Annotated in this window: 18 protein-coding genes and 1 pseudogene; 12 read left to right on the top strand and 7 right to left on the bottom strand. The window is 64.4% G+C overall.

The genetic code is table 11. The annotated features are described in order from the left end of the window. Positions 1-26: 26 nt before the first annotated feature. Both LRP30_RS38320 and LRP30_RS38315 read right to left on the bottom strand, forming a co-directional pair. A complete protein-coding gene (locus LRP30_RS38320; RefSeq protein WP_128940127.1) occupies positions 27-425 on the bottom strand; it encodes a DUF4440 domain-containing protein in 399 nt (132 codons plus the stop codon). A gap of 221 nt (positions 426-646) precedes the next feature. Beyond that, entirely contained in the window at positions 647-2,134 is a 1,488-nt protein-coding gene (locus LRP30_RS38315; protein ID WP_249758160.1) for a hypothetical protein, read from the bottom strand. A gap of 396 nt (positions 2,135-2,530) precedes the next feature. Between LRP30_RS38315 and LRP30_RS38310 the strand changes: the two genes are divergently transcribed. Both LRP30_RS38310 and LRP30_RS38305 read left to right on the top strand, forming a co-directional pair. Next, complete coding sequence (locus LRP30_RS38310; protein WP_014492421.1) at positions 2,531-2,695, top strand: Flp family type IVb pilin; 165 nt, start codon at positions 2,531-2,533, stop codon at positions 2,693-2,695. A gap of 453 nt (positions 2,696-3,148) precedes the next feature. Next, positions 3,149-3,829: a TetR/AcrR family transcriptional regulator gene (locus tag LRP30_RS38305; protein ID WP_128936503.1), complete on the top strand. Its 681-nt coding sequence runs from the start codon at positions 3,149-3,151 to the stop codon at positions 3,827-3,829. A 146-nt stretch (positions 3,830-3,975) separates the two neighbouring features. Here LRP30_RS38305 and pyk read toward each other — a convergent pair whose 3' ends face one another. Together pyk and LRP30_RS38295 are read right to left on the bottom strand one after the other, a co-directional pair. Further along, complete coding sequence (gene pyk / locus LRP30_RS38300) at positions 3,976-5,412, bottom strand: pyruvate kinase (protein WP_091888192.1); 1,437 nt, start codon at positions 5,410-5,412, stop codon at positions 3,976-3,978. After that, positions 5,409-6,001: pseudogene (locus LRP30_RS38295) on the bottom strand (DUF1036 domain-containing protein). Before LRP30_RS38295 ends, pyk begins: the two are co-directional and overlap by 4 nt. A 169-nt stretch (positions 6,002-6,170) precedes the next feature. Between LRP30_RS38295 and LRP30_RS38290 the strand changes: the two are divergent. The 3 genes from LRP30_RS38290 (at position 6,171) to LRP30_RS38280 (ending at position 8,793) form a co-directional block, all read left to right on the top strand. Next, positions 6,171-6,476 carry a DUF1244 domain-containing protein gene (locus LRP30_RS38290; protein WP_128936501.1) on the top strand — a complete coding sequence of 102 codons (306 nt, stop codon included), beginning with the start codon at positions 6,171-6,173 and terminating at the stop codon, positions 6,474-6,476. A 194-nt stretch (positions 6,477-6,670) separates the two neighbouring features. Beyond that, the gene (locus tag LRP30_RS38285) at positions 6,671-6,943 is read left to right on the top strand and encodes a DUF2312 domain-containing protein (RefSeq protein ID WP_018641571.1); all 273 of its coding nucleotides are present in this window, start codon (positions 6,671-6,673) and stop codon (positions 6,941-6,943) included. Positions 6,944-7,029: 86 nt separating this feature from the next. After that, a complete protein-coding gene (locus LRP30_RS38280) occupies positions 7,030-8,793 on the top strand; it encodes an adenylate/guanylate cyclase domain-containing protein (RefSeq protein WP_249758159.1) in 1,764 nt (587 codons plus the stop codon). Between the two features lie 54 nt (positions 8,794-8,847). Here LRP30_RS38280 and LRP30_RS38275 read toward each other — a convergent pair whose 3' ends face one another. The 3 genes from LRP30_RS38275 to LRP30_RS38265 form a co-directional block, all read right to left on the bottom strand. Further along, positions 8,848-10,455, bottom strand: a complete 1,608-nt coding sequence (locus LRP30_RS38275) for a DUF882 domain-containing protein (protein ID WP_249758158.1) — start codon at positions 10,453-10,455, stop codon at positions 8,848-8,850. A 286-nt stretch (positions 10,456-10,741) separates the two neighbouring features. Then, positions 10,742-12,916 (bottom strand): L,D-transpeptidase family protein, encoded by a 2,175-nt coding sequence (locus LRP30_RS38270; RefSeq protein WP_249758157.1) that lies wholly within the window; start codon positions 12,914-12,916, stop codon positions 10,742-10,744. A gap of 347 nt (positions 12,917-13,263) precedes the next feature. After that, the gene (locus LRP30_RS38265; protein ID WP_249758156.1) at positions 13,264-14,760 is read right to left on the bottom strand and encodes a sigma-54 dependent transcriptional regulator; all 1,497 of its coding nucleotides are present in this window, start codon (positions 14,758-14,760) and stop codon (positions 13,264-13,266) included. Between the two features lie 127 nt (positions 14,761-14,887). Here LRP30_RS38265 and LRP30_RS38260 point away from each other — a divergent pair, with 127 nt between their 5' ends. The 7 genes from LRP30_RS38260 (at position 14,888) to LRP30_RS38230 (ending at position 20,878) form a co-directional block, all read left to right on the top strand. Then, entirely contained in the window at positions 14,888-16,855 is a 1,968-nt protein-coding gene (locus tag LRP30_RS38260) for a M3 family oligoendopeptidase (RefSeq protein WP_249758155.1), read from the top strand. Between the two features lie 109 nt (positions 16,856-16,964). Beyond that, complete coding sequence (locus tag LRP30_RS38255) at positions 16,965-17,189, top strand: AbrB family transcriptional regulator (RefSeq protein WP_128936495.1); 225 nt, start codon at positions 16,965-16,967, stop codon at positions 17,187-17,189. A gap of 9 nt (positions 17,190-17,198) precedes the next feature. Then, positions 17,199-17,594 (top strand): type II toxin-antitoxin system death-on-curing family toxin, encoded by a 396-nt coding sequence (locus tag LRP30_RS38250; RefSeq protein ID WP_206732765.1) that lies wholly within the window; start codon positions 17,199-17,201, stop codon positions 17,592-17,594. 97 nt (positions 17,595-17,691) lie between these two features. Beyond that, positions 17,692-17,844, top strand: a complete 153-nt coding sequence (locus tag LRP30_RS38245; RefSeq protein ID WP_008136857.1) for an aa3-type cytochrome c oxidase subunit IV — start codon at positions 17,692-17,694, stop codon at positions 17,842-17,844. A 140-nt stretch (positions 17,845-17,984) separates the two neighbouring features. Next, positions 17,985-19,112, top strand: coding sequence for a Re/Si-specific NAD(P)(+) transhydrogenase subunit alpha (locus tag LRP30_RS38240; RefSeq protein WP_128936493.1), 1,128 nt, complete (start codon positions 17,985-17,987; stop codon positions 19,110-19,112). Between the two features lie 11 nt (positions 19,113-19,123). Continuing rightward, entirely contained in the window at positions 19,124-19,441 is a 318-nt protein-coding gene (locus tag LRP30_RS38235) for a proton-translocating transhydrogenase family protein (RefSeq protein ID WP_091888212.1), read from the top strand. Positions 19,442-19,480: 39 nt separating this feature from the next. Then, the gene (locus LRP30_RS38230; RefSeq protein ID WP_249758154.1) at positions 19,481-20,878 is read left to right on the top strand and encodes an NAD(P)(+) transhydrogenase (Re/Si-specific) subunit beta; all 1,398 of its coding nucleotides are present in this window, start codon (positions 19,481-19,483) and stop codon (positions 20,876-20,878) included. Positions 20,879-21,010: the final 132 nt, after the last annotated feature.

The following is a 21,010-nucleotide window of genomic DNA, read 5'->3' as shown; positions in this document are numbered from 1 at the left end:
GGTGTCAGGCGAGGCGTACGGCCGGCTTAGTTGAAGGTGTGCAACCTTAGCTTCAGCGAACCGTCCGCCTGACGCTCAAACACGTGCGTAGCAATCCCGCCGGCAGCTTGGCGGGACCCATCCGCTCCCTTGCCGTTGGCGCTCCATCTCGCCGTGCCGTAGGCCACCTTCTCGTCTCCACCCGCATCTATGATCGTCAGGTTGTGATCGGCGAATCCGCTCGCAAAAAGCCCAGCGAAGAAATTCTCGATCTCTGCCGGACCTGATATGATTTGATGTGTCGGAGGCAGCACTTTGGCGTTCGAGACGTACGCTTTGGCAATCGCTTTAGCGTCAGCTTTGTTGAATGCCGAATCCCAGGCGGCATAAGCCGCGGTAATTTCGGCTCTGACGTCAAAGCTCGTCGAGGGGCCCAAGTTCGTCATGATTCCCTCCCTCAGGGTAGCGCTGGTGACCGCCGGATCATACTCCAACTAAGCGGTGGGAAAATCCGGAATGTGCGGGGGGAGGGGAACCAGCCTACGTGCTGACGTAAGCGAGGACGTAGCCGAAAGTGCGCAAAGGGGTCAGATAGCCGCAGTGCCTGCCCACGTCCGCTCCGCACTTGGAAGCGGACTTCTTAAGCACACGCCCTGGACTTGCGCCCTCACTTCGACGGCGCCGCCGCCCCTTCCGCATTCTCCCGCACATGGATGACCGCGATGTCATCCGCATAGATCCGCTTCCAGCCCTTGAGCTGGTCGAGGATCTGCGGGCCCGGCGCATCGGCGACGAGGAGCGTCGCGTCGATCTTGTATTCATCGAGCAGGCGCGGGAGCAGCTCGGGCTTCTTGCCTTCCGTCGCCTTGAAGAAGTCCATGACGAATTTCTCGCCATAGAGCTCGGCGCGGCCGTCGACGAAGACGGGGATGTCGCGCGAGATCAGATAGCCGCCGAACTGATAGGCGTTGAAGATGCGCTGCGCCTTGCGCTGCTCGAGCAGGTCGACCGCTGCAACCGGCGTCTGCGTCATCGTGAAGCCGAAGCGGTGATGCCCCATATAGAGCGAGGTCGAGGTCCAGCTCGCGGCCACGATCATCAGTGCGCCGAGCGCGGTGACGTAGCGGGCCGGCCAACCGTCGGCATCAGTGGCGTCAGCCGGCGGCCGCGAGAACATCTCGCCGAGCGGCTTTGCCAGCACCAGCGGCACCAGGAAGGCAAAGGCCTCAATGCTCCGGACATGGGTCAGCGCGCTCCAGGTCAGGAACAGGATCAGGAAGATCCTGGGCGCCGAGAGCACGACGCCGCGATAGTAACCGAGCGCGATCAGGCCGAGCAGCGCGCCCTCGAATGATGTGAACGTGGCGAAGTTCGCCGGCATCCATTCGAAGATCAGCGACAGCAGCTCGCCGAGGCTGAGGATGTTGGTCGCGCCCATCAGCGTCCGCCAGCCGTAAGGCGTGCAGCAGCTCGCGATCAATGCGCCCACGCCGAACAGGACCCAGCGCAGGAACAGTTGGAGCCGTCGTCCCTTCTCGGCATGCTCGACCGCCTCGAGCGAGATCGGGCCGATCAGCGCAAGGCCCAGCACGAAGCCGCCGTGCAAATTCGCCCAGAGCGCCATCAGCGGCAGCCAGGTCCAGGACGGCGCGCTCCTGCGGTCGGCCGCCGCCATCAAGAAGCCGACCCACGCCACCATGACGGGCAGCGCCAGGATATGCGGACGCGCCAGCACGTGATGCAGCGCCAACAGCAGCGCCAGCATCGCAAACAGCACCGCGCGCGGTGCTTCGATCTGCGCATCTAACAGATAGACGAAGATCGCGGTCGAGAGCGCGATCCCGATCGCGGTGAGGATCACTGGCCCGGCCCAGCCCCATTGCGTGTAGGAGAACGCAAACATCACCTGCGACAGCCACGACGTCGAAATCCAGGGCGCACCCGTCCGCGTGAAGGAATAGAAGTCCGTGTACGGCATTGCGCCGTGGTCGAGGATCCATTGCCCGATCTTGATCTGCCAGAACGAGTCGGAGTCCTGAAGCAGCGTGTCGCCGACAAAAAGGAAGAACAGATAGGTGCCGGCACCGACGCACAGCGGCACCAGGGCGCGCGCGCGGCTCTGCACCGCGCTGCTGTTGGCAAAGGAAAGGGACATGCCGCCTTGTGGTCCTGTCGTTCTTGTCGGTCCGAGCATGAGCCGGAAAAGTGTGTCGCGGTTTTCCGGGAAGATCATGCTCAAACAATAACCCGCAGCGCGGTGAACGATTCATCTCATCGCGCTTCAGGCCGAGCGGACGGCATTGGACCATGCGCGGTCATAACTTCGGGTAAATCAGCGGCGCCGGGCCGATTTCATGTCCCGACAATTTAACCGATTGTTTTCAATTTCGATTTACCATCGACGAATACACGCAAACCGCTCCGTGTTTCCGCAGTCGAATTAACTGCGGCGAAATTCTTTGCCTCTAGGTTCGGTTTCATGGTCAGGCGGCGCTGGGAAGCCGAAAAGACCAGACCAGTTTGTAGCCCCGTTTAATCTTTGGAGCAGTCTATGAAGAACCTCGTTTCGCGTTTCGTGAAAGACGAATCCGGCGCCACCGCCATCGAATACGGCCTGATTGCCGCCGGCATCGCGCTCGCGATCATCACCGTCGTCAACAACCTCGGCAGCTCGCTGAACACCAAGTTCGGCTCGATCTCGAGCAGCCTGAAGTAAGACTGCACGCCTTAGGAATTTCGAGAGCCCCGTCCTGGACGGGGCTCTTTTCTTTTGGGTGTCGCTTCTCGCGGCGTTACAGCGGGGGCCTTCAGGCGGAATCGCTTGAGTCGCCGCGGGCTCCTTTAACCTCTCCCGCTTGCGGGAGAGGTCGGCGCGAAGCGCCGGGTGAGGGCTCTCTCCTCCTGGGTCTTGGGCTATTGATTGCCGGGACACCCACCGCAGCGCACCTATTGTTGTTATGCGGCAGGCCATCAAGCCTGATCTCATCGCGCTGTCGCCTTCGCGGCGTGGCTGACGCTCCAGCCCGTTCGCTGTGACGCTCCACGCATTTGCATCTTGTCATCCACCCTGAATAGTTGTTCAGTCTTTGCGGGGCGATTTGCATCTTTTGCAGTGACGAAGCGTTCGGCCGCAGGGCGTGTGGCTGGCGTGTGGGACAGGAAGCGCGCCATGGTTTATCGGCGGACGCATCAAGTGGTGAAGCGCCTTGCGGCCCGGCGCAGTGCGATATTGGCCGCGGCGCGGGAGGCTGCGGCGGAGGGCGGGATGGCGGCGGTGCAGATTGCGCCGGTCGCGGTCCGGGCCAATGTCGCGGCCGGCACGGTTTACCGCTACTTCCCCTCCAAGGCCGAGCTGATCTCCGAATTGATCGCCGAGGTTTCCCGCGACGAGCTCGCGGCGATCCGGCGGGCGGCCGACGCCGCGCCGGGGCCGTCTTCGGCGCTGGCGGCCGCCGTGACCACCGTGGCGGTCCATACGTTGTCGCAGCGCAGGCTGGCCTGGGGCATCCTGGCCGAGCCCGTCGATGTCGATGTCAGCGCCTCGCGTATTGCCAGCCGGCGCGAGATCGCGGGCGAGATCGCGTCCCGGATCGACGCCGCCGTGCGCGCCGGCCATCTGCCGGCGCAGGATACCGCGCTCGCCGCCACCGCGCTGCTCGGCGCGCTGCATGAGGCCCTGGTCGGGCCGCTCGCGCCCGACAATCTCGAGGATCCCGTCAAGATGCGTGACGCGGTGCAGACCGTGACGCTGCTGGCGCTGCGCGCCGTCGGCGTCATGGATGCTCGCGCCAGGGGTCTGGTGGTGCAGCAGACGCTGCTACCAACCACGAAGGCGCTGGTGGGGGCGTAAAATCGCCGCGCGCTTAGAGCGGAGGCCTGATTGCGCTCAGGCCGTTGGTCGCACAGGGTTTTTCGAAGAACCGCAGCATGGGCGCCAAATGCGCTTTCTACTGTGCATGGGGTTGTTTTCGCATTTTTTGTCGGAGCGACCGGAAATCAGATATGGGCGTCGCCCTCGGGGCCGACCGAGGCGATGCGCACCATGTTGGTAGTGCCGGGAATGCCGAGCGGCACGCCGGCGACGATGATGACGCGCTGGCCGGCGCGGACGAAGCCGTCCCGGAACGCGATCTGGCCGGCGCGGCCGACCATGTCGTCCTGGTCGCGCGCATCCTCGGCCACAACGCAATGCACGCCCCAGACGACGGCGAGGCGGCGGCCGGCCGAGATGTTCGGCGTGATCGCCACGATCGGCGGCTTCGGCCGCTCGCGCGCGACGCGCACGGCGGTCGAGCCCGAGCTGGTCCAGCAGATCAAAGCGGGCAGGTCGAGCGTCTCGGCGATCTGACGCGCGGCGTCCGCGATGGCATCGCCCGCGGTGGATTCCGGCGCGGGGCGTTGCGCCATGATCACCGAGCGATAGGTCGGGTCGCGCTCGACCTCCTCGCCGATGCGGTTCATGGTCGAGACCGCCTCGACCGGGAATTTGCCGGCCGCCGATTCCGCCGACAGCATGATGGCGTCGGCGCCCTCATAGACGGCGGTGGCGACGTCGGAGACTTCGGCGCGGGTCGGCACCGGCGACTGGATCATCGATTCCAGCATCTGGGTCGCGATCACCACCGGCTTGCCGGCGCGGCGCGCCATCCGCGTCATCTGCTTCTGCAGGCTCGGCACCCGCTCCAGCGGCAGTTCGACGCCGAGATCACCGCGCGCCACCATCAGCGCATCGGAGGCCTCGATGATGTCGGCGAGGCGGTCGATCGCCTGCGGCTTCTCGATCTTGGCCATCACGGCGGCGCGGCCGCGGATCATCTTCTTGGCTTCGAGCACGTCGTCGGCGCGCTGCACGAAGGACAGCGCGATCCAGTCGACGCCGGTGACGAGCGCCGCCTCGAGGTCGGCGCGGTCCTTCGGCGTCATGGCCGAGACCGGCAGGTCGGTGTCGGGCAGGCTGACGCCCTTGCGGTCGCTCATCTTGCCGCCGACCACGACACGCGTCACCGCGTGCTCCTTCGAGGTCTCCTCCGCGATCAGCCGCACCTTGCCGTCGTCGAGCAGCAGCGCATGTCCCGGCCGCAGCGCGGCCAGGATCTCCGGATGCGGCAGGTGGACGCGCGTGGCATCGCCCGGCGCCTTGTCGGAATCGAGGGTGAAGGTCTGGCCGTTCTGGAGCTGGACCGCGCCATCAGTGAAGGCGCCGAGCCTGAGCTTCGGGCCCTGGAGGTCGACCAGGATGCCGATCGGCCGGCCATAGCTGCTTTCGACGTTACGGATCGTCGCCACCAGCTCCCGCATCTTGTCGTGCGGGGTGTGGCTCATGTTGATGCGGAACAGGTCGGCGCCGGCCTCGAACAGGCGGCGGATCATCGCGAGGTCTGAAGAGGCGGGTCCCAGGGTCGCGAGAATCTTGATACGGCGAAGGCGCCTCATGGCTTACTTCCAGACGGGGGCGGGGCAGCGCCTGGCGGGAGGCCAGGCGCGGGGGCGTACCACCGGGCGGGCTATTGGGCAAACCCGGAACCCCGCCCGGACCGACCGGGCCGGGCAGACCGGGCACGCGCTGCTGCGCCGGCTGTTCGTTGGCGTCGGTGAGCTGGACCGTCCAGGCCCGCTGCTCGCCGGTATCGACCTCGAAATAGCCGGTCCGGTCGTAGCCGCGCGCCAGGCAATCCTCGGTGCCGCGGATGGTGAACTCCTTGTCGCGCGAGCACATGAAGGCCTGACCCGACCATTCACCGCCACGGTCGTAGTCGATGGCGTAGATGTAATAGTAACGGGCGACCAACGTTCCCCGCAGCAGCGTCTCGCAGGAGCGGGACGAGATGTTCCACCAGCCCTCGGTGGTCCAGCCCTCGGCGTCTTTGTAGCCCAGCGCAATCCCGACCCGGCTCGACGTGTTGTTGCAGAGGCGGAAATCGGCGGACGCCGGGCTGGTCCAGAGGCACAGCAGCGCGACCGCCAGCACCGGGACCAACCGGGCGAGCATGCGAAGGAGGGAGCGGGGAGATTCGGCGATCATAGTCGCGAAAAGCTATATCAGATCATTGACGATTTGGCGTAGGGGCCGGGAACTGTCCCAAGGCCGGGGTTTCGGCCCGTTTGCGCCGTGATATGGCAAAATCTGTGACAGGACCCACCTGATCCCGTAAGGGTGACCGCCATCGGGGCAGGTCTTAAGGAATCCAGTTATGGCAATCGACGACAAAACCAGAACGGAGCTCGAAGCGGCCGCTTTCCGGCGCCTGGTCGATCATTTGAGGACGCGGACGGACGTCCAGAATATCGACCTGATGAATCTGGCCGGCTTCTGCCGCAACTGCCTGTCCAATTGGCTCAAGGATGCCGCCGACGCCCAAGGCGTCGCTTTAAGCAAGGACGAGAGCCGTGAAGCTGTCTACGGCATGCCCTACGAGACCTGGAAGTCGAAATACCAGGGCACGGCCACGCCGGAGCAGCTCGAGGCGATGAAGAAGGTCCATCCCCACGGGCACTGAACGGCCGCCTGCGGCCTGCTGAGTCGCGCCGCACAACAGCTTTCTTCAGGCAGCTGCAGGAAGGTGTGGGCGCGCTGTGGACGAGCGCGATGCTGCCTTGAACGCGGAGGGCGCCAACCCTAAGGGTCTACGCAGCACGCGCGGTGAGGATGCCGGCGTCACCTCGTTTTGCCAGTTCCATTGGGAGTACCAAGATGGCCACCTCCGCCGCCGTCCGCGACGACGAGCCCGCGACGAAATTTGCCAAGGACCAGCTCAAATCCATCATCGAGCGCATTGAGCGGCTGGAGGAAGAGAAGAAGGCGATCTCCGACGACATCCGCGACGTCTACGCCGAGAGCAAGGGCAACGGCTACGACGTCAAGGCGCTGCGCACCATCGTGCGCCTGCGCAAGCAGGACCCCAACGAGCGCGCCGAGGCCGAGACCATTCTCGAGACCTACATGCAGGCGCTGGGAATGCTCTGAGGCGTCTCGCCCGGTAGGCGTTGCAGCGCACCAAGCTTGGGCGAAATCCCTTCATCTGCTAGAGTGCTCGGTGAAGGGACCGAGCGATGGATGTGCCGGGACCAGAGCGCAGGCTTGCCGCGGTCCTCGCCGCCGACATGGTCGGCTTTAGCCGGCTCATGGAAGTCGACGAGGCGGGTACCCTTGCGCGCCTCAAGACCCACCGGGTCGAGCTCATCGATCCGGCCATTGCCAAAAATCGCGGCATCATCATCAAGACGACTGGCGACGGCATGCTCGCCGAATTCCACAGCGTCGTCGATGCCGTGCTGTGTGCCGCCGAGGTTCAGCGCCGCATGGCGCGGCGCAATGCCGATGTCCCGCCGCCACGATGGATACAATTCCGCATTGGCATCAATCTCGGCGATGTCATCGTCGATCAAGACGACATTTTCGGTGACGGCGTCAACGTCGCGGCGCGACTGGAGACGCTCGCCGAGCCTGGAGGGATCTGCGTTTCAGGCGCAGTGCGCGATCAGGTTGGCGACCGGCTCGACGGAGTTCAATTCGACGATCTCGGCGAGCAGAGCGTCAAGAACATCACGCGTCCGATCCGCGTCTTCCGCATTCGCCTGGCGGAGGGGCCTGCAAGCCTGCCTGACGCGACCAAGGCTGTTGCGTCACCGGTTGTGTCAAAAAAGCCGTCGATCGCCGTGCTGCCGTTCGCCAACATGAGCGGCGATCCGGAACAGGAGTTCTTCGCCGACGGTCTCACGGAAGACATCATCACCGAGCTCTCGCGCTTCCACGACTTGCTCGTCATCTCGCGAAACTCGACCTTCGTCTACAAGGGCAAGGCCGTAAAGGTCCAGGACATCGGCCGTGAGTTCGGCGTCGACTATGTCATCGAGGGCAGCGTGCGGAAGGCCGGGGGGCGCGTCCGCGTCACCGTGCAGCTGATCGATGCGGAAACCGACCGCCATATCTGGGCCGAACGTTACGATCGCGAGCTCGAGGATATTTTCGCCATCCAGGACGAGATGACCCGCGCAATCGTCGCGACGTTGCCTGGTCGCGTGGAAGCGGCAGCGCATGACCGCACCAAGCGCAAGCCGACCGAGAACATGCGCGCTTACGAATGCGTGCTGGCTGCAAAGCTCCTGCATCACCGTTCAACACGCGAGGACAACGCGCAGGCGCAGACCCTGCTCAACCGGGCGCTGACAATGGATCCGAATTACGCCCACGCTCACGCCTGGAAGGCGTGTGTGCTCGGCCAGTGCTGGATCTATGGCTGGTGCGCTGACCGCGACGCGACCTTTGAGCAGGTGGCCTCTGAACTCGAGATCGCATTGGCGCTCGACGACAACGATGCGGACGTGCACCGGATCCTCGCCGCGCTCAATCTGACGCGCCACGACTATGAAAAGGCCACCTATCACCAGGAGCGTGCGCTGGCCCTCAACCCGAACTACGATCTGATCGTCGTGCAGCAGGGAGAGCTCCTGACCTGGCTGGGCTTGCCTGAGGAGGGCATCGACTGGATCAGGAAAGCGATGCGTCTCAATCCTCATCATCCCGAGCGATTCTGGAGCCATCTCGGTCGTGCGTATTATTGCGCAGAGAAATACGCCGAGGCCGCCGAGGCGTTTTCAAGGATCACGCGGCCCGACTATACTCATCATGCGTTCCTTGCAGCGATATTCGCGCAGATGAACAATGCCGTCGCGGCTGGCGCTCACGCCGCAGAGGTCCTGAAGCGCGAACCCGGGTTCTCGGTGGCAGCCTATCTTGCAACCCTGCACTACAAGCGCGAGATCGATCGCGAGCGTCACGAATCCGGCCTCATCAGGGCTGGCCTGCCGGCATGATCGATGCGCGGGAAGAAGAACGGGGCAGGGGAAAGCTTTGCCGGGCCGCGGCTCTCAGCGCAGCGCGGCGGTACGCATGACGAAGGACGTCGTCTGGAGCTTTGCGGTCGCGCTGCCCGAGAAGCTGTCGCAGGACAGGCCTTGCATCGGGTCCTCGACAAAATCCATCGCGATCACGGCCTGCGGCTTGACGAAAAAGCGGCGCAGCGCCGCCGTATCGAGCTCGCCCATCAGCGTCACCGACATCGCACGGCTGGCGCTCGGTGACAGCATCACGATCTTGAGCCAGATGCTGTCGCCCTTGGCCGCGGAGAGCCGGGTCGCGGTGGCGATCCTGCCATCGACGCTCTTGCCGACCACCGTATTGATCTCCGTCGCCTGAGCGAGGCTGCGCGTCGCGGAAGCGGGACGGGCCGAGCGCGGGATCGGCGCGGAGGCGGCGACGACGTTGGCGCGATCGACCGGCGAGGCGGATGCCGGCGCAAAGGCCAGCGCCTGATAGGCCGCGCTGGAGACGCTCGCGGTGGCTTGCGGATCGGTGGCTGCGGCGAGCGCCTGGCGCGCCTTCAACGCGGCGACTTGCGCCGGCGTCGCCTGCTGTGGCGCAGCCGGGATATCATCCCAGAATCCGCGGGCATTGATGATGTCGGCGGGGGTCTCGGGCTTGCCAGTCGCCGGCTTGTCAGCCACGGGCGCGGGCTTCGGCTTGGGTGGCGCAACGATCTGCGCATCGGCCGAGGCGAGCTGGAGCATTGCGGCCACTTGCGGCTTGGCGCGCGGCGTCGGCACCGGCTCGGCGGGTTTGGTCACGGCGGCGACCACGGTCGGCGCCGACGGTTTCGCGGCCGGTGCGCCCTCGTCATCCTCGTCGCTGCTGCTGGCGGCCGGAGCCGCCGACTTGCCCTTGAACAAGGCGGCGAAGAAATTCGTCTTGCTGCCGGAATCGTCGCCGCTGCCGCGTCGCTCGATCTCGGCCTTGGCGAGCTCATAGCCCTTCAGCGGAACGCCGTCGGTCGGCAGATGCACCGTTTTTCCGTCCGGGAAGACACGGGCGAGCTGGTCATGCGTCATGCGCGGCCAGTGCCGGATGCTGCCGGTGTCGAGGTGCACGAAGGGCGAGCCGGAGGTCGGATAGAAACCGACGCCGCCGCGCTGGAGCCGCAGGCCGGCGAAGCGGATCTGCTCCAGCGGCACGCCCGGGATATAGAAGTCCATCGCATGGCCCAGCATGTGCTGGCTGAAGCGCGCCACACCGGAGGAGCGGCGGCGGAGCATGGCGTTGGTGGCGGGGGAGCGGTAGGAGGAGATGATCTGGATCGGCTGCTTGCCGTCGACGTCGCGATAGACTTCCCAGAGGATGTCGAACAGGCGACGGTCCATCACCGTCTCGTCCTGGGTGCGCCAGTCGCGCAGGAAGTGGTTGAGCTGCTTCAGCGCGGCTTCGTCATAGCGGCCGTCGCGCTTGAAAGTGACGGTGAGGTCTTCGCCGGAATGGGTGTGATGGAACGAGAGCGTCTTGGTTTCGTTCAGCGCGGCGGCGTCATGAACCGAACCTGCGGCGGCAAGCAGCAATACGGAAGCGAGGCCGATCCGGGATCCGGCCTTCACTCCCGCATGGGACAACGACAGCACAGCGAATTGGCGTGCGAGACCAGTCAGCACGTATGAGCCCACCCAGTCGACGAGCGTTCAAAATGGACTCTCCCGCCAACCCCGTTAGCAGCGCGAAAGAGGGTGAACGCTTTCTTAAAGCGAGAAGGTTAATTCGAGGTTGACCTTCCCGCCCCCAAACCAAGTCAGAATACGATCCTAAACGGTTGACTGTGGCAAAAAAACGCCCGCTCTCTGGGGCCCGGCTGGAGAACGGTTAACGTCAAGCGACCCCATCCAGGGGACGGGGTCGCTAATTTCATTGCAGAATTTTTGTGAACCAGGCGCTCAGCCGGACTCAGCGGGTAAAGACCCGCTGCGGACGACGGCCGACTGGCGCTGGCGGCTGGGTCGGGGTCGGCGCTCCGAACAGCCGCTCGAAGAAGTTTGGCCCAGACGAGCCGAAGCCGCCGCCATTGTTGGCCACCGCCACGCCTGAGGGGAGCGTCGTCGCCGGGCGCGAATAGCTCGGCTGGGAATGCGCCACGATAGCCTCGAGGTCCTTGCCGCGATTGTTCTTCAGGATGTTGATCATGGTCGCGTCGCGGCCATAGACGTCCTTGCGGAATTGCAGCTTACCGGCGTCATCCACGAACGCGGTCTGATAGGTGATGTTGACCGGGATCGGGGTCGGGAATTTCAGGTCGATCTCGCTCTTGCCGTACATGCTGCGCACGCGCTCCGGCGTGTACTTGTCGCTTGGCATGGTGATGTTGAGCAGCACGGACGCGTACTGATCCGGGTTCTGCACGCGCATGCAGCCGTGGCTGAAGGCGCGATCTTCCTTGGCGAACAGATGCTTGTCCGGCGTGTCGTGCTGATAGACCAGGAACTTGTTCGGGAAATTGAAGCGGATGCGGCCGAGCGCGTTGGCTTCACCCGGCGGCTGCGAGATGTGCACCGAGCCGTCGCGGTTCTGCTCGAGCTTGAGGCCCATGCGCTGGAGCACGGTCGGGTCCTGCTGAAGCGCCGGCAGATATTCGTTGTAGACGATCGACGGCGGCACGTTCCAGGTCGGATTGACCGTGATGTACTTCATCGTCTCGCTGAGCAGCGGGGTGGCATGCGTGCCAGGCTTGCCGGTGACGACGCGTGTGGTCCAGACCTGCTGGCCGCGCTGCATCACCTTCAGCGTGTAGTCGGGAATGTTGAGGATGACATAGGCATCGCCCAGCGCGGGCGCGCCGAGGTCGCGCGGCAGCCAGCGCCAGCGCTCCATGTTCACCAGCACCACGTCGATCTGCTTGTCGCGCTTGGGCGTGTTGAGCGCCTTGACGGTCTTGTCGTCGAGGATGCCGGTCGCCTTCATCTCGGCGCCGCCCTGGAATTTGCGCACGGCATCGGCGACCGCCGCGTCATAGCGGGTGTCGCTCGCGTTCTCGGTGATGCCGAGCTTGGCGCGCAGCTGCGGCACGCGCGGATCTTCCACGACGATCTCGGCCTGCTTCTTGCCGGCCGGGGTGTATTTCAGCGCCGGACCGTCGGCGATCTCGATCGCGGGGCCGTTGCCCTGGCCGCGCAGCTCCGCGAGCTTGGCCTTCAGCTCCTTGTAGAGCTTGTGCGGCGGATTGTAGCTGTCGAGCGCCGCGGAGGCGTCCGTCGCGGTCGTGACCTTGGCGAGCACCTCGTTCGGGTCGACCGGATGTTCGGGATAGAGGATGTCGCCGCTGACCTGCGACCAGTGCATGCGGCCACTCTGGGCCTGCCGCGCATAGTCGAACATGCTGGCGGTGAGCTTCAGCTCGGCATCGGCGAGCGCATCGGGCGTGGTGGCGGCGGCGAAATCCGGCACCGGATAGTCGGCGGGGTTGAGGCCGTCGGAGGCTGCATCCTTCAGCCGCGCAATGACGCCCTTGGCCGCAGCGGTCAGGCTGCCGCCGTGGGTCCAGACCGGCGCGAAGTCGCGCGCACCGTAAAAATTCTCGATCGCCGCGCGCTCGTTCTTGCGGTCGAAATGGCGCGAGGCCTTGGCGCCAATGATGTCCCTGAGCTTGTCGGCGACCGGCTGGTCGGCGGCGGGAACGTTGCTCGCGGCCTTCACCGGCTCGGCGGCCGGAGTCGCAGCAGGTGCCGTCGCAGTGTCGGCCTTGGCGGGTTCTGTCTTCGCAGGTTCTGTCTTCTCAGGCTCGGTCTTGGCCGTCTCGCTCTTCGGCGCCTCGGTGGCGGGCGAGGTGGCGACGTCGGAAGGCTTGGTCTCGACCTTGTCGGGCGCCGGTGCGACTTCGGCCTTCACGGGCTCTTTCGCAGAGTCCGGGATGGTGGCGGTCGTGTCGAGCTTGATGTCGGAGGCGGTCGGAGGCGGAACGTTGGCCGGCTCGGGGCGCGGGATCGCGGCCTCGATCGCGAGCTCGGCGGCGCTGCTGCGCGTCTGATCCTGCGCCAGGGCTGAGCTGGCCGACACCGTGAGGAAGGTCGCCGCGACCGTCATCAAGACACGGTCAAAGCCTGCACGGTGGTTCAAACAGTCACGCATTGTGTCACACCCCTCGGGTGAACTGTCCCTCTTGGAACAGCTTCGTTATCGTCTCTAAAACTTCGGCTAAATCGCGCCGGCCCCTCGAAAGTCGCACGCCTGCACGCAGCGATTCATACGCAGACGATATACAGGCCCCGCTTTTGCGGCCAGCGCTACCCGGGACAACTCACGACAAACTGACGTCAAGGCAGCCTCTTTGGCAACGGATTATGCGCTTGCCCCACGCAATTTTCCCTGTGTCTGTCACTTCCAGGTCACGGTTCACGTCGCCGCCAAATTTCGCCGAAATGCGAAGAGCTTGCGGCCGCGTCGCAACATCAGCCAAGCCGCTGTTCAGACATGGCTCAGTGCGTCTCCTCCTCGCTTTTCCCGCCATGGCCAGGCACGCCTGCTTCGTCGAGTTTGCGGTAGAGCGTGGACCGACCGATTTTGAGGCGGCGGGCGACTTCGGACATCTGCCCGCGATAATGCGAGATCGCGAAGCGGATGATTTCGTTCTCGATGTCCTCCAGCGGGCGGACATCGCCGCTCGCGGTCAGCATGGAGAGGGTTCCCGCTGACGGGAAGAGAGCGATCGGTATTTCATTACCCGATACCAAGGAAGGCGCCGCGATCGGCTCGAGCAGCAATGGCGCGGTCGGAATGTCGGCTGCGGGATGCGGCCGCGAGGCAAGCAGGGGGAAATCGCCGAGGCCAAGCTGGTCGCCGTCGCTCATCACCACCGCGCGGTAGACCGCGTTTTCGAGCTGGCGGATGTTGCCGGGCCAGTCGAGCTGGGCGAGGTGCGCCACCGCTTCGCCGCTGATGCCGGTGATGGGGCGGTTCTCCTCGGCGGCAAAGCGCGCCAGGAAATGCCGCAGCAGATGCGGAATGTCCTCGCGCCGGACGCGTAGCGACGGGATCGTCAGCGGCAGCACGTGCAGGCGATAGAACAGATCTTCCCGGAAGTGTCCCTGTTTCACCCGCTCCAGCAGCTTGCGGTTGGTCGCGGAGATGATGCGCACGTCGACCTTGACGGGCTTGCGGCCGCCGACCGCCTCGACCGCGCCTTCCTGGAGCGCACGCAACAGCTTGACCTGCGCGGTCAGCGGCAACTCGCTGACCTCGTCCAGGAACAGCGTGCCGCCATGGGCCTCGACGAACTTGCCCATGTGCCGCTCGGTGGCGCCGGTGAAGGCGCCTTTCTCGTGGCCGAACAGGATGGACTCGACGAGGTTGTCGGGAATCGCGCCGCAATTTACCGCGACAAAAGGTTTTGCCTTGCGCTCGCCGCTGCCATGGATGGCGCGCGCGAACATCTCCTTGCCGACGCCGGACTCGCCCTCGATCAGCACGGGAATCGAGGAGTTCGCCGCCTTCTGCGCGGCGCGCATCACGCCCGCCATCGCATCGGAGCGGGTGATGATGTCGGAGAAGGTCAGCCGGCCCTCGCGGCTGTGACGGATGCGCTGCAATTCGCCCTTGAGCGCGGAGGCGTTGAGCGCGTTGCGCAGCGAAACCTGAAGCCGCTCGAGGCCGACCGGCTTGACGACGAAATCGGCCGCGCCGGCACGCATCGCCGAGATCACGTTGTCGATGCCGCCATGCGCGGTCTGCACGATGACGGGGATGCTGAGGCCGGCTTCGCGGATTTTCGCCAGCACTCCCATGCCGTCGAGGCCGGGCATCACGAGATCGAGGATGACGCCGTCGATGGCCGGGGCGTCGGGCGCGGTGAGCGCGGCGATCGCAGCGTCGCCGGACTCCACGACGATCGTCTCATAGCCGCATTTCTGCACCATGTTTTCGACCAGCCGGCGGGCTACAGCGTCGTCGTCGGCGATCAAAATACTGGCAGCCATGGTGTTCCCTGCACGCTACAACTATCTGTCTCGAATCGGGGCACTCTGGCCGAAGCCGATTAACGCACTCTTAAACCTTGATGCCCCCGCCCGCCGTCGCGACTGTTGAACACAGGTTTCCCACACAATGAATTCGCGCTCCAAGCCCGCTCTCAAAAAGTCTGCTCTCAAGAAGGCCGCTTCCAGCAAGCCCGCTCCTCGCGAGCCGAGCACCAGGAAATCCGCCGCCAAAGCAAAGTCCTCCAGGCCTTCGTCTGCCAAGCCTTCACTCGCCAAATCCCCACCCGCAAAGCCTTCATCCGCAAAGCCTGCAAGCAAGACCGGCAAGCTTCCCGAGTGGAACCTGGCCGATCTCTATTCCGGGATCGAGGCGCCGGAAGTGGCGCGCGATCTCGAAAAGATGGATGCCGATTGCGTCGCGTTCGAGACCGACTACAAGGGCAAGCTCGCGACAGGGACAGCAAACGAAGATGGCGGAAAATGGCTCGCGGAAGCCGTGCGACGCTATGAGGCAATCGACGATCTCGCTGGCCGCCTCGGCTCCTATGCCGGCCTGGTCCACGCTGGCGACAGCGTGGACCCTGCGATTTCAAAGTTTTACGGCGACGTGTCCGAGCGCCTGACGGCGGCGTCGACGCATCTTCTGTTCTTCGCGCTCGAGCTCAATCGAATCGATGACGATATTTTGAACCGCGCGATGCAGGCCGCCGAGCTCGCGCACTATCGTCCGTGGATCGAGGATTTGCGCAAGGAGAAGCCGTACCAGCTCGACGACAAGCTCGAGCAGCTCTTCCTGGAAAAGGCGCAGACCGGCTATTCCGCCTTCAACAGGCTGTTCGACCAGACCATCTCGGGCCTGCGCTTCAAGGTCGGCGCCAAAGAGCTCGCGATCGAGCCGACGCTGAATCTCCTACAGGACCGCGACGGCGCCAAGCGCAAGAGCGCGGCGGAGGCTCTGGCCAAAACCTTCAAGGCCAATGAGCGCACCTTTGCGCTGATCACCAACACGCTCGCCAAGGACAAGGACATCTCCGACCGCTGGCGCGGTTTCAAGGACGTCGCGGATTCCCGCCACCTCAACAACCGCGTCGAGCGCGAGGTGGTGGATGCGCTGGTTGCTTCCGTGCACGCGGCCTATCCGAAGCTGTCGCATCGCTATTACGCGCTGAAGGCGAAGTGGTTCGGCAAGAAGCGGCTCGCTTATTGGGACCGCAACGCGCCGCTGCCCTTTGCCGCGACCGACGTCATTGGCTGGCCCGATGCGCGGAACATGGTGCTGACGGCCTATCGCGGCTTCTCGCCTAAGATGGCCGACATCGCGGAGCGCTTCTTCACCGACCGCTGGATCGACGCGCCGGTGCGTCCGGGCAAGGTGCCCGGCGCGTTCTCGCATCCGACCACGCCGTCGGCGCACCCTTACGTGCTGATGAACTACCAGGGCAAGCCGCGCGACGTGATGACGCTGGCGCATGAGCTCGGCCATGGCGTGCATCAGGTGCTGGCGGCGAAGAACGGCGCGCTGATGGCGCCGACGCCGCTGACGCTGGCGGAGACCGCGAGCGTGTTCGGCGAGATGCTCACGTTCAAGCGGCTCCTTGCCCAGACCAAGAATGCAAAGCAGCGCCAGGCGCTGCTCGCCGGCAAGGTCGAGGACATGATCAATACCGTGGTGCGGCAGATCGCGTTCTATTCGTTTGAACGCGCGGTCCACACCGAGCGCAAGAACGGCGAGCTCACCGCGATGCGACTCGGCGAGATCTGGCTGTCGGTGCAGGGCGAGAGCCTGGGGCCCGCGATCGAGATCAAGGCGGGCTACGAGAACTACTGGATGTACATCCCGCACTTCATCCATTCGCCGTTCTACGTCTACGCCTATGCGTTCGGCGATTGTCTCGTGAACTCGCTTTATGCGGTCTACGAGCATGCGGCCGAGGGCTTTGCCGAGCGCTACCTCGACATGCTCGCCGCCGGCGGCACCAAGCACTATTCCGAGCTGCTGCGGCCGTTCGGGCTCGATGCCAAGGACCCGAAGTTCTGGGATGGCGGGCTCAGCGTCATCGCCGGGATGATCGACGAGCTGGAGGCGATGGGCTGAGGCGCGAGCCTGCCTCATTTATATGCAGGGAAAGCGTAAAACATCTGTTGAACTGTCGCTGAGGCTGTGTTGTACATCTGTATAACACAGCCTCAGCGACGGTTCGGCCATGAAGATCGAGATCAAGAAGATCGGAAATTCGGATGGTTTGTTGCTTCCGCGCGAACTGATGCAGCGCCTCGACCTCAAGCGCGGCCAGCAACTGCACATCGTGGAACTACCCGGTGGCGGCTTCCAGGCGCTGCCCTACGATCCCGACTTCGCGCGAACGATGGAAATCGCCGACGGGATCATGGACAAATATCGCGACACGATAGCAGCGCTAGCGAGGTAGTCGGCTCGCATGAACGAGCTTCAGGAACCGCTTTGGATTGGCTACGCGCAGGCTGTCGCCATTCACAATCGACAGCTTCGCCGCTTTGGTGGCGCGCCGGGAATACGCGACGAAGACATGCTGCACTCGGCGCTGGAGCGGCCGCTCGACAAATGGCGCTCCGAGCAGGCGCCGCTGGACGAACTCGCCGCAGCCTATGCATTTGGCCTCGCGAAAAATGTTGGATTCGTCGATGGAAACGAGCGCATCGCTTTCCTGACGATGATGGCGTTCCTCCGCAAGAACAGCGCGGACTTCAGTCCTGATCCCGCGGAAGCTGCCATCATCATCGGCTCACTCGCTGCAGGCGAAGTCAGCGAGCAGAGCCTTGCCCGCTGGATCCGCGATCATTGGGATTCCAAATGAGTCCATTTGCGGGAAAACTGCGCGTCCGTGCCGTTGCCCTGTCCGGTTTATTGCGGTATTGCCAGCGAAGAATTCGACTTTCGACTGGGGACAATCCATGGCTGACCATAGCGAAGTGGCGTACACCACCGCCGACGGCAACGACTACGTTGCGCACGAGCAGACCTATGAGGGCTTCATCAAGCTGGTGAAGTACGGCACGGCCTCGGTCGCGCTCATCGTGATCCTGATGGCGATTTTCCTCACCTGATCCGTCTTCGGTAGCTGCACACGCCAGCGGCAGCAGCTGCCCAGAATACTTGCATACAAGCCGGTCCCAGAACCGGTATCGAACGCTGCGGGAGTTACGCTTAGTTTGCGCGTGCGCTGTCCCGCGCCGCCGGAGGACCTATGAAGATCGCCGTTGCCAAGGAAATCGATCCGCTCGAGCCGCGGGTCGCCGCTTCGCCTGATACGGTGAAGAAGTTTAAGGCGCTCGGTGCCGAGATCGCCGTCGAGCCGGGCGCCGGCATCAAGTCAGGCCTGCCGGATTCCGAATTCACCGCCGTGGGCGCCACAGTCAGCGCTGACGCGCTCAAGGACGCCGATATCATCATCAAGGTGAAGCGTCCCGAGGCGTCGGAGCTTTCACAATACAAGCGCGGCGCGCTCGTCATTGCCATCATGGATCCCTACGGCAATGAGGCCTCGCTGAAGACGATGGCCGATGCCGGCGTCTCCGCCTTCGCGATGGAATTGATGCCGCGCATCACGCGCGCGCAGGTGATGGACGTGCTGTCCTCGCAAGCCAATCTTGCCGGCTATCGCGCCGTGATCGAGGGCGCCGAGGCCTTCGGCCGCGCCTTCCCGATGATGATGACGGCGGCCGGCACCGTGCCCGCGGCCAAGGTGTTCGTGATGGGCGTCGGCGTCGCCGGCCTTCAGGCGATCGCGACCGCGCGCCGTCTCGGCGCCGTCGTGACCGCGACCGACGTGCGGCCCGCCACCAAGGAGCAGGTCGAGTCGCTCGGTGCGAAATTCCTTGCCGTCGAGGACGAGGAGTTCAAGAACGCCCAGACGGCCGGCGGCTACGCCAAGGAGATGTCCAAGGAATATCAGGCCAAGCAGGCCGCGCTCACCGCCGAGCACATCAAGAAGCAGGACATCGTGATCACGACCGCGCTGATCCCGGGCCGGCCGGCGCCGAAGCTCGTCAGCGCTGACATGGTCAAGTCGATGAAGCCGGGCTCGGTGCTGGTCGATCTCGCCGTCGAGCGCGGCGGCAATGTCGAGGGCGCTAAGGCCGGCGAGGTCGTCGACCTCGATGGCATCAAGATCGTCGGCTACACCAACGTCGCCGGGCGCGTCGCGGCCTCGGCCTCCAGCCTCTACGCACGCAATCTGTTCTCCTTCATCGAGACCATGGTCGACAAGAAAGAGAAGAAGCTCGCCGTCAATTGGGACGACGAACTCGTCAAGGCCACTGCGCTCACGAAAGACGGCGCCGTGATCCACCCGAACTTCCAGCCGAAGGTTTAAGGAGAGTCGCCATGGAGCATGTTGCACAGGTCGTCGACCCCTTCATCTTCCGGCTGTCGATCTTCGTTCTCGCCGTCTTCGTCGGCTATTTCGTGGTGTGGTCGGTGACGCCGGCGCTGCACACGCCGCTGATGAGCGTGACCAACGCGATCTCCTCGGTGATCGTGGTCGGCGCGCTGCTCGCGGTCGGCGTCGGCATGGTTTCGAGCGGCTCGGGCTGGGCGCGCGGCTTCGGCTTCGTCGCGCTCATCTTCGCCTGCGTGAACATTTTTGGCGGCTTCCTTGTCACCCAGCGCATGCTGGCGATGTACAAGAAGAAGTCGAAGTAAGCGGCCACCTCGGGCTGAAGGGATTAATGGGGACCTGAGATGAGCGCCAATCTCTCTGCATTCTTGTATCTCGTGGCGGGGGTGCTGTTCATCCTGTCGCTGCGCGGGCTGTCGAGCCCGGCATCGTCGCGCCAGGGCAATCTGTTCGGCATGATCGGCATGGCGATCGCGGTCGGCACCACGCTCGCGAGCCATCCGCCAGCCGACGGCGTGGCCTGGATGCTCGTGATCCTCGCGGTCGCGATCGGCGGCGGCATCGGCGCGGTGATCGCCCGCCGCGTGCCGATGACCTCGATGCCGGAACTGGTCGCCGCCTTCCACTCGCTGGTCGGCATGGCCGCGGTGCTGGTCGCTGCCGGCGCGTTCTACGCGCCCGAAGCCTTCGACATCGGCACGCCCGGTAACATCCACACCCAGAGCCTGGTCGAGATGTCGCTCGGCGTCGCGATCGGCGCGCTGACCTTCACCGGGTCGGTGATCGCGTTCCTGAAGCTCTCGGCGCGCATGAGCGGCGCCCCGATCATCCTGCCGGCGCGGCACCTCATCAACATCGCGCTCGCGATTGCACTGGTCGTCTGCATCGTTGGCCTGGTGATGACCGGCAGCCCGGTGTTCTTCTGGCTCAACGTGATCCTCGCACTCCTGCTCGGCGTGCTCATGATCATCCCGATCGGCGGCGCCGACATGCCGGTCGTGATCTCGATGCTGAACTCCTACTCCGGCTGGGCCGCCGCCGGCATCGGCTTCACGCTCGGCAATTCCGCGCTGATCATCACCGGCGCTCTGGTCGGCTCCTCGGGCGCGATCCTGTCCTACATCATGTGCCACGCGATGAACCGGTCCTTCATCTCGGTCATCCTCGGCGGCTTCGGCGGCGAGACCGCTGCCGCCGGCGGGGCTACAGGCGAACAGAAGCCCGCCAAGCTCGGCTCGGCCGATGATGCTGCCTTCATCATGAAGAACGCCTCCAAGGTCATCATCGTGCCCGGTTACGGCATGGCGGTGGCGCAGGCCCAGCATGCGCTGCGCGAGATGGCGGACATGCTGAAGAAGGAAGGCGTCGAGGTGAAATACGCCATTCACCCGGTCGCCGGCCGCATGCCCGGCCACATGAACGTGCTGCTCGCCGAAGCCAACGTGCCCTATGACGAGGTGTTCGAGCTGGAGGACATCAACTCCGAATTCGCGCAGGCCGACATCGCCTTCGTGATCGGCGCCAACGACGTCACCAACCCGGCCGCCGAAGAGGACAAGACCTCGCCGATCTACGGCATGCCCGTGCTCCAGGTCTGGAAGGCCGGCACCGTGATGTTCATCAAGCGCTCGCTCGCCTCCGGCTATGCCGGCATCGACAACCCGCTGTTCTATCGCGACAACACCATGATGCTGCTCGGCGACGCCAAGAAGGTCACCGAGAACATCGTCAAGGCGATGTAGCGCGGAAGTAAACGGACCGTGGCCATCAACAAGGAATGGCACCGGTCCCATCCCATGCCGCCCAAAGCGACGCGCGCGCAGCGCGTCGCCTGGCACGCCGCCCACAAGGCGGCGTGCGGCTGCCGCGCTGTT

This window comes from Bradyrhizobium sp. C-145 (genome assembly GCF_023375135.1).
In the GTDB taxonomy this organism is placed as follows: Bacteria; Pseudomonadota; Alphaproteobacteria; order Rhizobiales; family Xanthobacteraceae; genus Bradyrhizobium; species Bradyrhizobium zhanjiangense.
Note: the sequence above shows the minus strand (reverse complement) of the source record. Positions and strands in the feature narration are given on the sequence as shown.

Coding starts and splice junctions, on each gene's coding strand:
- LRP30_RS38320 (WP_128940127.1), bottom strand. CDS start 425: ATGACGAACTTGGGCCCCTCGACGAGCTTTGACGTCAGAGCCGAAATT.
- LRP30_RS38270 (WP_249758157.1), bottom strand. CDS start 12,916: ATGCGTGACTGTTTGAACCACCGTGCAGGCTTTGACCGTGTCTTGATG.
- LRP30_RS38245 (WP_008136857.1), top strand. CDS start 17,692: ATGGCTGACCATAGCGAAGTGGCGTACACCACCGCCGACGGCAACGAC.
- LRP30_RS38255 (WP_128936495.1), top strand. CDS start 16,965: ATGAAGATCGAGATCAAGAAGATCGGAAATTCGGATGGTTTGTTGCTT.
- pyk (WP_091888192.1), bottom strand. CDS start 5,412: ATGAGGCGCCTTCGCCGTATCAAGATTCTCGCGACCCTGGGACCCGCC.
- LRP30_RS38230 (WP_249758154.1), top strand. CDS start 19,481: ATGAGCGCCAATCTCTCTGCATTCTTGTATCTCGTGGCGGGGGTGCTG.
- LRP30_RS38240 (WP_128936493.1), top strand. CDS start 17,985: ATGAAGATCGCCGTTGCCAAGGAAATCGATCCGCTCGAGCCGCGGGTC.
- LRP30_RS38285 (WP_018641571.1), top strand. CDS start 6,671: ATGGCCACCTCCGCCGCCGTCCGCGACGACGAGCCCGCGACGAAATTT.
- LRP30_RS38260 (WP_249758155.1), top strand. CDS start 14,888: ATGAATTCGCGCTCCAAGCCCGCTCTCAAAAAGTCTGCTCTCAAGAAG.
- LRP30_RS38305 (WP_128936503.1), top strand. CDS start 3,149: ATGGTTTATCGGCGGACGCATCAAGTGGTGAAGCGCCTTGCGGCCCGG.
- LRP30_RS38310 (WP_014492421.1), top strand. CDS start 2,531: ATGAAGAACCTCGTTTCGCGTTTCGTGAAAGACGAATCCGGCGCCACC.
- LRP30_RS38235 (WP_091888212.1), top strand. CDS start 19,124: ATGGAGCATGTTGCACAGGTCGTCGACCCCTTCATCTTCCGGCTGTCG.
- LRP30_RS38280 (WP_249758159.1), top strand. CDS start 7,030: ATGGATGTGCCGGGACCAGAGCGCAGGCTTGCCGCGGTCCTCGCCGCC.
- LRP30_RS38265 (WP_249758156.1), bottom strand. CDS start 14,760: ATGGCTGCCAGTATTTTGATCGCCGACGACGACGCTGTAGCCCGCCGG.
- LRP30_RS38290 (WP_128936501.1), top strand. CDS start 6,171: ATGGCAATCGACGACAAAACCAGAACGGAGCTCGAAGCGGCCGCTTTC.
- LRP30_RS38315 (WP_249758160.1), bottom strand. CDS start 2,134: ATGTCCCTTTCCTTTGCCAACAGCAGCGCGGTGCAGAGCCGCGCGCGC.
- LRP30_RS38250 (WP_206732765.1), top strand. CDS start 17,199: ATGAACGAGCTTCAGGAACCGCTTTGGATTGGCTACGCGCAGGCTGTC.